10 protein-coding genes and 1 other RNA gene are annotated in these 9080 nt (G+C 70.3%); 8 read left to right on the forward strand and 3 right to left on the reverse strand.

The features are described from left to right. The first annotated feature begins 46 nt into the window (after window positions 1–46). The 4 genes from ACIA73_RS09805 to ACIA73_RS09820 all read left to right on the forward strand — a co-directional run bounded on the left by ACIA73_RS09805 (window position 47) and on the right by ACIA73_RS09820 (window position 2513). Complete coding sequence (locus ACIA73_RS09805; protein WP_399437821.1) at window positions 47–355, forward strand: hypothetical protein; 309 nt, start codon at window positions 47–49, stop codon at window positions 353–355. 426 nt (window positions 356–781) lie between these two features. Continuing rightward, a complete protein-coding gene (locus ACIA73_RS09810) occupies window positions 782–1009 on the forward strand; it encodes a DUF397 domain-containing protein (RefSeq protein ID WP_399437822.1) in 228 nt (75 codons plus the stop codon). A 165-nt stretch (window positions 1010–1174) separates the two neighbouring features. Next, window positions 1175–1594: a hypothetical protein gene (locus tag ACIA73_RS09815; protein WP_399437823.1), complete on the forward strand. Its 420-nt coding sequence runs from the start codon at window positions 1175–1177 to the stop codon at window positions 1592–1594. Window positions 1595–1604: 10 nt separating this feature from the next. Continuing rightward, window positions 1605–2513, forward strand: a complete 909-nt coding sequence (locus tag ACIA73_RS09820) for a JmjC domain-containing protein (RefSeq protein ID WP_399437824.1) — start codon at window positions 1605–1607, stop codon at window positions 2511–2513. Between the two features lie 45 nt (window positions 2514–2558). Here ACIA73_RS09820 and ACIA73_RS09825 read toward each other — a convergent pair whose 3' ends face one another. Both ACIA73_RS09825 and rnpB read right to left on the reverse strand, forming a co-directional pair. Further along, window positions 2559–2873 carry an STAS domain-containing protein gene (locus ACIA73_RS09825; RefSeq protein ID WP_399437825.1) on the reverse strand — a complete coding sequence of 105 codons (315 nt, stop codon included), beginning with the start codon at window positions 2871–2873 and terminating at the stop codon, window positions 2559–2561. 780 nt (window positions 2874–3653) lie between these two features. Then, an RNA gene (rnpB, locus tag ACIA73_RS09830) (RNase P RNA component class A) lies at window positions 3654–4059 on the reverse strand. A 77-nt stretch (window positions 4060–4136) separates the two neighbouring features. Here rnpB and ACIA73_RS09835 point away from each other — a divergent pair. Beyond that, the gene (locus ACIA73_RS09835) at window positions 4137–4913 is read left to right on the forward strand and encodes a MerR family transcriptional regulator (protein ID WP_399437826.1); all 777 of its coding nucleotides are present in this window, start codon (window positions 4137–4139) and stop codon (window positions 4911–4913) included. Further along, window positions 4910–5800: a hypothetical protein gene (locus ACIA73_RS09840; RefSeq protein ID WP_399437827.1), complete on the forward strand. Its 891-nt coding sequence runs from the start codon at window positions 4910–4912 to the stop codon at window positions 5798–5800. Before ACIA73_RS09835 ends, ACIA73_RS09840 begins: the two co-directional genes overlap by 4 nt. Here ACIA73_RS09840 and ACIA73_RS09845 read toward each other — a convergent pair. Then, the gene (locus ACIA73_RS09845; protein WP_399437828.1) at window positions 5739–7208 is read right to left on the reverse strand and encodes an RNB domain-containing ribonuclease; all 1470 of its coding nucleotides are present in this window, start codon (window positions 7206–7208) and stop codon (window positions 5739–5741) included. The two genes, ACIA73_RS09840 and ACIA73_RS09845, sit on opposite strands and share 62 nt — an antisense overlap. Window positions 7209–7325: 117 nt before the next feature. Between ACIA73_RS09845 and yaaA the strand changes: the two genes are divergently transcribed. Both yaaA and ACIA73_RS09855 read left to right on the forward strand, forming a co-directional pair. Then, window positions 7326–8126, forward strand: a complete 801-nt coding sequence (yaaA, locus tag ACIA73_RS09850) for a peroxide stress protein YaaA (protein ID WP_399437829.1) — start codon at window positions 7326–7328, stop codon at window positions 8124–8126. Between the two features lie 175 nt (window positions 8127–8301). Beyond that, on the forward strand, window positions 8302–8946 hold the full coding sequence (locus ACIA73_RS09855; protein ID WP_399437830.1) for a GNAT family N-acetyltransferase: 645 nt from the start codon (window positions 8302–8304) through the stop codon (window positions 8944–8946). Window positions 8947–9080 lie beyond the last annotated feature (134 nt).

Here is a 9080-nt window from a genome sequence, read left to right on the forward strand (position 1 = left end):
TACGTTCGTTGCGACAGCGCGAGCGACGAGGGAACGAGGCGAAGCCATGGCTGACTCCGAAGCGATACCTGCACAGAGGCTCGGCGCGAAGCCGATGCAGTCGGCTCGCGTCATCGCCGAGAACGCTGTCCCTGAGATCAACGAAGCGTTCCGACTGATGGGTATTCCGGCCGCCTGCTACGCGGCCGGCATGGCCTTCCCGGAAGACGAGCCGGCCGTCCAGCGCATCGAGGGGCTTGTCCACATCGCGATGCACTCCTCCGAGGCGTACGAACTTGCCCGCTGGGTTCGCTCCCACGCCACCCATGAGGAGGCCACGGCTCTCCTCGCCACCCAGGAGAAGGAGCAGGCATGAGGCCGTTAGGCACGACCGAAGAGTTCCTTCCCCCTGCACAGGTGCGCGTTGGGGACCTGTTCGAGTTCTCCGGGGTCTACTACCCCGTGGCGGACATGCGGGCCGTACACGGTGGGCGTGCGCTCCACTTCGAGGACAGGCCCCCGTACACCATGACTCAGCCGGAGATCCTCTTCCGGCCGATGCCCCGCTCCCAGGCTCACGCTGAGCCCATCCGGCGATGAAGTTCCTGATCCGGCTTGGCCGCCTGATCGGTCGTGCCGCCGGGCCGCTGCTGGCATTCACCATCATCGGTTCCTGCGTGGCCGTCGTCTGGGCCGTGTCGAGTCTGGCCTAAAGGCTCCCCACCCCGAGTCGAGTTCGGGGTGGGGATGAAAACGGCCCGAGGACCGCTTCCTCGAAGACAGTACGTCCACTGGAGTGATCATGGGCAACCTGTACGAACAGCCCCTCGATGGGGCCAAGTTCACCACCTGCGGGGGCAACCTCGGCGGCGAGCACGAGACCTGTGCCGCGCTGGCCAAGATCCCTGGCACCACTGGGTTCGTCATCCAGGACACGAAGACCGAGGGCAAGGGGCGCGAGCTGCGTTTCACCCAGAGCGAGATGGACGCGCTCGTGTCGTCCTACGAGGCCGTAAAGGCTGAGGTCTAGCCGCTAGGCACCTCCCAACCAGCACTGCGAGCCGTCCCGCCTTCGAGCGGGACGGCTTGTCCCTGACCCCGAAAAGGCATCATGACCTGGCAAGGCCACTGGCACGGATTCGGCCCTTGGGTTGGCGCTCCCGCTGAGTACGCGAAGGAGGGTAGCCGTCGACCTGTGCACGAGGTCCCTCCCCCGATCCCCGAAGAGGGAGACAAGAAGGGGCGGCAGGTTTTTGATCGCTGGCACGAGGTGAAGCGGGAGTTCCCCACCACCGACCTGCCACCGATCCAAACGGGCCACTGGCTGATCCGTAGGAATAGGGCATCCCCGGAACGGACCTGGGTCGTCGTCGAGGGTGCCGTGGCATGGCTAACCGAGGCGTACAAGGCAACGCCTCCGTTCTCCCGCACGGACGGCAAGCAGGCGTACGTGTCCCTGGAGGAGCACCAGGCACAAGCGCTGGAACGACTCCCCCTCGGCACAGACGTGCTCTGGGTTCACTACACCCAGGCGAAACACCTGTTCTCGGCGGCTGTCGTCTGCTGCCCGAATCACTTCTTCCCCGAGATCCCCTGCCCCCTCCCACCATCGTGAGGAGTCACCCATGTCTCTGAGCCTCCTTCTCCCCGAGAAGGCCGTATCTGCCTTACTCGAAGGCCCTTGGCCCGAGGCGCCCAGCGTGCACGAACGTGGCAGCGCGGGCCTTGACCGCATCTGCACGCCGGAGTTCTTCGACGACTGGGTATTCACCGGTTGCGTGCCGGCGGATGAGATCGCAGTCGTGAAGGCTCCCAGCCCCTCCCTGAACCCTGCCGCGATCAAGACCAACGGTCGAACCGACGGCGCGAAGCTCAGGCGTCTCTACGAGCAGGGATTCACGGTCCGCCTGGGGAACTTGCAGCGCGTTGTCCCGGAGCTGCACGCCATCTCTCGGGAGATCCAGGTCGAGACGGGCTACTCGAACTACGTGCACGCGTTCCTGACCCCGGCAAGCAGCCAGGGACTGCGGCACCACTGGGACCAACAGGTAGCGATCATCGCGCAGATGTCAGGGGTAAAGCGCTGGCAGTTGTGGAAGCCGGTCGTTGAGGCTCCTATGCGGCATTTCAACGAGTCGACGCGCGTATGGGACGAAGGTTGGCGCGAGCGCTGGGTCGAATTGGGCCCGGACCTGGAAGTCGAACTGCTGCCAGGGCAGTCCCTCATCGTGCCTCGCGGCTGGGTCCACAACCCCCTCACGCCGGACGCCACGGAAGGAAGCTGTCACCTGACCTTCGCGCTTCGCGAGCGAACTCCGTACTGGCTGGCTGAGAGGCTGCTCGAAGAGCTCCTGGGACGTCCCGAGTTCCGTAGGGTCCTCCTCCCGGAATCCGTGATCGGCGGAGGGCTGGCCGGGAGTCTGCATGAGGTCAGGCGGATGCTTGCAGACGCGTTCAGCGAGAAGGCAGACGTCGAGGGCATTGCGAACAAGATCAGGGACGCTGCACGGAGCGAGCTGGAGTACACGACCTGACCGCGGCGGCCTCTGGAGTCTGGGCTCCTGGGGGAACCCGCCCGGTCAGAGTTGCGGGGGTGCTTCCCGCCCTGCCCAGGCGTCGTCGGCGCTGGCGTAGCGCGGAAAGTCCTTCGCCGCACCGAGAAGAGCCAGGAGTCGCCCGATGAAGGGCTGGTCGTAGACCAGGCGCAGGCCGTGGCCGGCCTGTTCGCAGTGTTCCTGGGCGGTGCTCAGTTCGTGCAGGACGGCGGAGTCCATGAAGGTGACCGGCCGCAGGTCGACGATGAGCCAGGTGTCCCGGGTCTGCTCGGTGGTTCCGCGCAGCAGTACGGTGAGTTCGTTGAGGTGGGCGATGTCGAGCTCTCCGCTCAGCTGCACGATGCGGCAGGCGGTCCTGGGAACGGGCCATGAGTGATCGTCGATGAGTTGCCTCTCCTTCGCGTGGCACCAGGCACGCGCCACGCGAAGAAGGCAAGAAACCGCACGTCGGGTGCCATGGCGGAGGCCGCCGCATTCGAGGCGGCGGCCTCGTGCCCTGTGCGGCGCGGTCCCCCCTGGGGCGCCGCGGAGCACTCCCTCCAAGCCGCCGGGGGCATGGGATAGTCCGGCGAATCTGCTCCGAGGGACGGTCCGGGCCTGCACAGCACCCGCGGGAGTGGATGCGGGGCCCGGCGCTCGTGCTCCACAGGCTCACTCTGCTGCGGAGAAGGACCTCTGTATGTCAGCACCTGACTGGTGCGGAGAAGCCGTCTGTACATCTGAACATAGGGCAATAATCGGAAGATCGGGCGTAACTTGACAAAATCGGTACGAAGGGAATTGTTCGAGCGTTCCCGTCTCTAGTGCAAGCGCGTCACTGCCGAAGCAATCGCGACGGGGCGGCGCCTACTCAGCGACATCAAAGCGCATCGCCCACAGGCGTCGGCACAGCCAGGCACCCCTTGCCGTGGTGCCGTACCTGTCTGAACGGTCCGCGATCGAGGACCCCGCCTGTCGCCACCGGATCGCCACAGGACACCTAGAAACAGGCAGAAAAAGGGGGGACGGGACGACAACGGCGATCGTCTGGACCCGAAAAAGGAAGGCCCTCCTGACCTGCAAAACAGCAGGTCAGGAGGGCTTCTACAGCCCCCCGCCCCCTTGCGGGGGCGGAGGCTAGAGACGAGCCGACCTGTACGCCGGGTTCTGTCGCTCGGAGACCTCGCGGTCGCCGAGGAGACGGTCATCCATCTAGGACCGGCGTTGCCACCGGCCTCGTGCGGTCTACCCGCGAACTCGGGCGAGCAGCCCTCGAACGTCCGCGCAGAACCGTCCTTCGACGGCCCCTCTTGACCTTGCTCCGGGTGGGGTTTACCTAGCCGCCTGAGTCACCTCAGGCGCTGGTGGTCTCTTACACCACCGTTTCACCCTTACCGGGGGCCTTGCGGCCCCAGGCGGTCTGTTTTCTGTGGCACTGTCCCGCGGGTCACCCCGGGTGGCTGTTGGCCACCACCCTGCTCTGTGGAGCCCGGACGTTCCTCGGGGAGCTCCCGGAGGAGTTCCACGCGACCGTCCGGTCGCCTCATCTGCTGCACCGCCCATCGTACCCGGACGGGCCATCACGCTTGACCTTGCCGCAGCGTCAACGTTTCCAATAGGGGCATGCGGATCGGAGAGATCGCCGCACTCGTCGGGATCACCACGCGTGCGGTGCGGCACTACCACCAGGTCGGGCTGCTGCCCGAGCCCGAGCGACGGCCCAACGGCTACCGCGAGTACACCCTGCGCGACGCCGTGGTGCTCGCCCGGATCAGGCGGCTGACCGAGCTGGGCCTGGGGCTGGACGAGGTGCGGGACGTGGTGCGGGACGACGCGGGGCGTGAACTCGCGGTCGTGCTGGAGGAGCTGGACGCGGACCTGGCCCGGCAGGAGGAGGCGATCCGGGGGCGCAGGGAGCGGATCGGGGTGCTGCTCGCCCAGGCCAGGGAAGGGGAGCTGTCGGCACAGGAGCCGCTCTCGCCCGCGCTCGGCGAGCTGCTGCGCGGGCTGCCCGCGCGCGGGGCGATGGCGGCGAAGGACCGGGAGATGCTGGCGCTGCTGGAGACCACCGCCCCCGAGGTCGCGCGGGGGCCGATGGTGGACGCGCTCCGCGAGGCGGCAGCCCTGCCCGGAGCCCCGGAACGGGCCCAGCACGCGTACGACCTGCTGGACGCGCTGGCGGACGCCGGGGCCGACGATCCGCGGGTGGCGGTGGCGGCCGAGGTGCTGGCCGCGTGCATTCCGGACGGGATGTGGCAGGGCGAGGTCGCGATGGACGAGGACGACGCGTTCCTCCGGGCCTTCTTCGCGGACTTCGCACCGGCCCAGGCGGAAGCCGTGCGGCAGTCCATTCGCAGGGTCACGGAGCGGGGACGGGGAGAGGCGGGATCGGGATCGTGAAGAAGGTACTCAGAGGGGTCGCCTACGCGGTACTCCCGGGTGAACTGGCGCTGGTGATATGCCTGTTGGCCGGTGTGCGGGTACCGGCGGCGGTGCTGTCGGCCGCCGAGCTGCTGGTGCTGGCCGTCGTGGCGGCCGAGGTGTTCGCCTTCGTACGACTGCGCAGGCGGGGGCTGAGCGCCCGGGAGGCGCTGGCCGAGCTGGTGCCGGAGCCGGTGCTGCGGCTGCTGGGGCACGAGCTGCGGCTGATGGCCTCGCTCGGGCGGTGGGTGGCGCGGCGCAGGCACGGGGTCGGGGCGGGTGACCTCGCGTTCGGGCACGCGAAGGCGCAGTCGGCGATGCTGTGGGGCTTCGCGTTCGTGTGCGTCGTGGAGACCGTGGGGCTGCATGTGCTGCTGGCCGGGGTGCCCGTGGTGCAGGCGGTGTTCCTGGTGCTCGATGTGTACACCGTGGTGCTGATCGTGGGGCTGCACGCCGCCGCGGTCACCCGGCCCCATGTCGTCGGGGCGGACGGCTCGCTCCGGGTGCGCTCGGGAGCGCACGTGGATCTGCGGCTGCCGGCCGAGCGGATCGTCTCCGTACGGTACGAGCTGTGTCCGGACCCCGGGAAGGAGCCGCGGGACGGGCTCCTGGAGCTGGCGGTGGCCTCGCAGACCAATGTGACGGTGGAGCTGTCCGAGCCGGTGGAGGCGGTGTCGCTGCTGGGCAGGCACCGGCCGGTGACGACGGTGCGCTTCCACGCGGACGGGGCACGGGACCTGGTGACGGCCGCGACGTCACGGCGCTCGTCGCACGCCCCTTCCCCGGACGCGGGCCCACAGGCCCTCAAGCCGGGGCGAACAGCACCTTCGCCGCTCCTGGGTCGGCCTGGGTCAGCCGCACCCTGATCCGCTCGCCGAGCGGGAGTTCGCCGCCGCCCTCGACACGGGCGATGACGGCCAGATCACCGTCCAGCTGGACGGTGCCGACGGTCGGTTCGCGGTCCTTGACGTCGACGACGTGGGCGTCGAAGAGTTCGCCGATGCGGTCCTGGAGGAGGGCCGCCTCGACGATGTCGACGGATTCGCGCTCGACGGTGTTCTGGCGGCGGGTGCCCTCGGCCATCTCCCCGGGGAGGTCGGGGAGGGCGGCGAGGACCCACTCGGGCGGTGCCTGACCCGCGACCGCCGCCAGGCACAGCTCGCCCGCGTACCGGTCGACGAGGCGGCGCAGCGGGGCCGTGCAGTGGGTGTAGGGGGCGGCGACCGCGGCGTGGATCGCCGGGTCGGGGACCTTGCCGTCGGTGAAGACGGTGTAGCCGGCACCGCGCAGCAGGGTGGTGCACTCCTGGAGGAAGGCGGCGTGCGCCGGATCCGAGGGGGTGAGCCCCCGGACGATCTCGGCGTACGAGGTGTGGTGCGGCCAGTCGACGCCGAGGGCCCGCGCGCTGCGGCGCAGCCGGGCGACCGCGCCGTCGGGGGCGGCGGGCAGGGTGCGCAGGATGCCGGTGCCGTACGCCGTCATGAGGTCGGCGGCGGCCATTCCGGTGAGCAGGGAGATCTGGGCGTTCCAGCCGTCGGCGGGCAGCGGGGTGCGGTAGCTGAGGTGGTAGGAGTCGCCGACGAGTTCGATCTCCTGCTCGGGGACATTGAGGGAGATGCCACCGCGGGCGCGTTCCTGCTCCTCGCGCAGCAGGCCGATGTCGCGCAGGAGGGCGAGGGGTTCCTCGGCCGTTCCGGCGTCGATCTGCTGCTGTACGCCCGCGTAGTCGAGCTTGGCGCGGCTGCGGACCATGGCGCGGCGTACGTCCGTGGCGACGGCCGTCCCGTCCGCGTCGAGGTCGATCCGCCAGAGCAGGGCCGGGCAGGTCTGGTCGGGGAGGAGGCTGGCGGCGCCCTCGGAGAGCAGCTGCGGGTGCAGCGGAACCTTCTCGTCCGGGAAGTAGAGGGTGGTGACGCGGCGGTGCGCCTCGGTGTCGAGGGCGCCGCCGGGGGTGACGAAGGCGGCGACGTCCGCGATCGCGTAGTGGACCCGGAATCCGCCGCCCTCGCGGCGCGACAGATGCATCGCCTGGTCGAGGTCGGTGGAGGTGGGCGGGTCGATGGTGAAAAGGGGGAGGCCGGTGGCGTCGTAGGGGTCGGCGGGGAGGCGCGGGTGGGCCGCCGCCTGCTGGGCCTCGGCCAGCACCTCGGGCGGGAAGGCATCGGGTCCCGCCGGGTCGGCGGGCACGTCGAGCGTCGTCCGCAGCTCGCGCAGGGCCGCCCGCAGGGGGGCGGCCTCGGCGGCGCCGGTCACACGGATATGGCGGCGGGGCATGGGTCGAGCGTAGGGCGGCAGGGGGGAAGTGGCACGGCGGAAGGGGGTGGTCCGGTCTGCGGTCGTGGCGGATTACGGTTGCCTGGTTCATCGACGTACGTACGAAGGAGTCACCCGGTGCTCGTCCTCCTGCCACCGTCCGAAGGAAAGGCCGCTTCGGGGCGCGGCGCCCCGCTGAAGCCGGAGACCCTGTCGCTGCCGGGGCTCGCGACGGCGCGGGCCGCGGTGCTGGCCGAACTGGTGGAGCTGTGCCGGGGCGACGAGGAGAAGGCGCGCGAGGTGCTCGGGCTGAGCGAGGGACTGCGGGGCGAGGTGGCGAAGAACGCGGAGCTGCCGAGCGCCGGGACGCGTCCGGCCGGGGAGATCTACACGGGAGTGCTGTACGACGCCCTGGACCTGGCCACGCTGGACGCGGCGGCCCGCAAGCGTGCGCGGCAGTGGCTGCTGGTGTTCTCGGGGTTGTGGGGGGCGGTGGGGGTCGGTGACCGGATTCCGTCGTACCGCTGCTCGATGGGGGTGAAGCTGCCGGGGCTCGGGGCGCTGGGGGCGTACTGGCGGCCGGCGATGGCGGAGGTCATGCCCGAGGCCGCGGGGGACGGGCTGGTGCTCGACCTGCGGTCGGCCGCGTACGCGGCGGCGTGGAAGCCGAAGGGGGAGATCGCGGGGCGTACGGCGACGGTGCGGGTGCTGCACGCGCAGACGGTGAACGGCGTCGAGAAGCGTTCCGTGGTCAGCCACTTCAACAAGGCGACCAAGGGGCGGATCGTCCGGGACCTGCTGGTCGCCGGGGCCGCACCGGCCGGCCCGGCCCAGCTGGTGGTGGCGCTGCGCGACCTCGGGCATGTGGTGGAGGCGAAGGAGCCGGCCGGGGCGGGGAAGCCGTGGGCGCTGGATGTGGTGGTGCGGCAGATCCACTGAGGGGAGGGGCGGTGGTGCGATCGGCCCACTGCGCCTCGGCGGGGGTCGGCGGGCGGTGGGGCGCACGGGTTTATGCGCGTAGAGTGGAAAGGTTGTTTTTCCGGCTCGGTCCGGCTGTCCGGCCCCGGACGGCCTCGGCCCCGGCCGGTCTTCGCTCATCTTCCAGAGGAACCACGTGCCCAGCTCTTTGTGCGACATATTGACCTCGGTGGCGCAGGGCCAGTACCCGCCGCCGGACGGTCGCACGCTCGTGCTGCCGCAGCCGAGCCCGCGTGACGCCGGTGTGGTCGCGTTCACCGCGCACTCGGTGATCTTCTCGGACGAGGACCCCGACTGGATCCGTACGCAGCTGGAGGCGGCCTGCCCGGACCCCTTCTCCGCCTCCCTCCACCCGGTCTTCCTGGCCGCGCTGATGGCGCGCACCGGGCGCCGGATGGACACCGTCGGCTCCCTCACCCTGGCCCCGGCCCTGGACGGCCCGCCGCCGCTGGAGCTGACCGAGATCCAGGACCCCGGCCACCCCCGGGTGGCGCGGGCCCGCAAGTACCGCGACGAGGTGCGGGTCTGGTCGTCCGAGGGCGGTGGAATCCTGGTCATCGGGCGGGGCCTCGCCGGGCGCTGGGAGACGGCGATCGAGGTGGACGAGGAGTCCCGGCACCGGGGCCTGGGGCGCGCGCTCGCGGAGTCGGCGCGGCACCTGATTCCGGCGGGCGAGGTGATCTGGTCGCAGCAGGCACCGGGGAACGCGCGGAGCGTACGGGCCTTCCAGGCGGCGGGGTACCGGCCGGTGGGCGCTGAGGCGCTGCTCATCGCGGCATAGGGAGTCGCGGCGCAGGGGGTCGCGGCGCAGGGAGTCGCGGCGCAGGGAGTCGCGGCGCAGGCGCTGCTCATCGCGGCGCAGGGAGTCGCGGCGGCGCCCCATCCCTCACCCCACTCATGTTGCACCCTCCGCAA

Source organism: Streptomyces sp. NPDC051561, from assembly GCF_044454195.1.
In the GTDB taxonomy this organism is placed as follows: Bacteria; Actinomycetota; Actinomycetes; order Streptomycetales; family Streptomycetaceae; genus Streptomyces.

Bases quoted from the DNA above. Each gene is read 5' to 3' on its own strand.
- ACIA73_RS09810 (WP_399437822.1), top strand. From the start codon at position 782: ATGGGCAACCTGTACGAACAGCCCCTCGATGGGGCCAAGTTCACCACC.
- ACIA73_RS09805 (WP_399437821.1), top strand. From the start codon at position 47: ATGGCTGACTCCGAAGCGATACCTGCACAGAGGCTCGGCGCGAAGCCG.
- ACIA73_RS09835 (WP_399437826.1), top strand. From the start codon at position 4,137: ATGCGGATCGGAGAGATCGCCGCACTCGTCGGGATCACCACGCGTGCG.
- ACIA73_RS09820 (WP_399437824.1), top strand. From the start codon at position 1,605: ATGTCTCTGAGCCTCCTTCTCCCCGAGAAGGCCGTATCTGCCTTACTC.
- ACIA73_RS09845 (WP_399437828.1), bottom strand. From the start codon at position 7,208: ATGCCCCGCCGCCATATCCGTGTGACCGGCGCCGCCGAGGCCGCCCCC.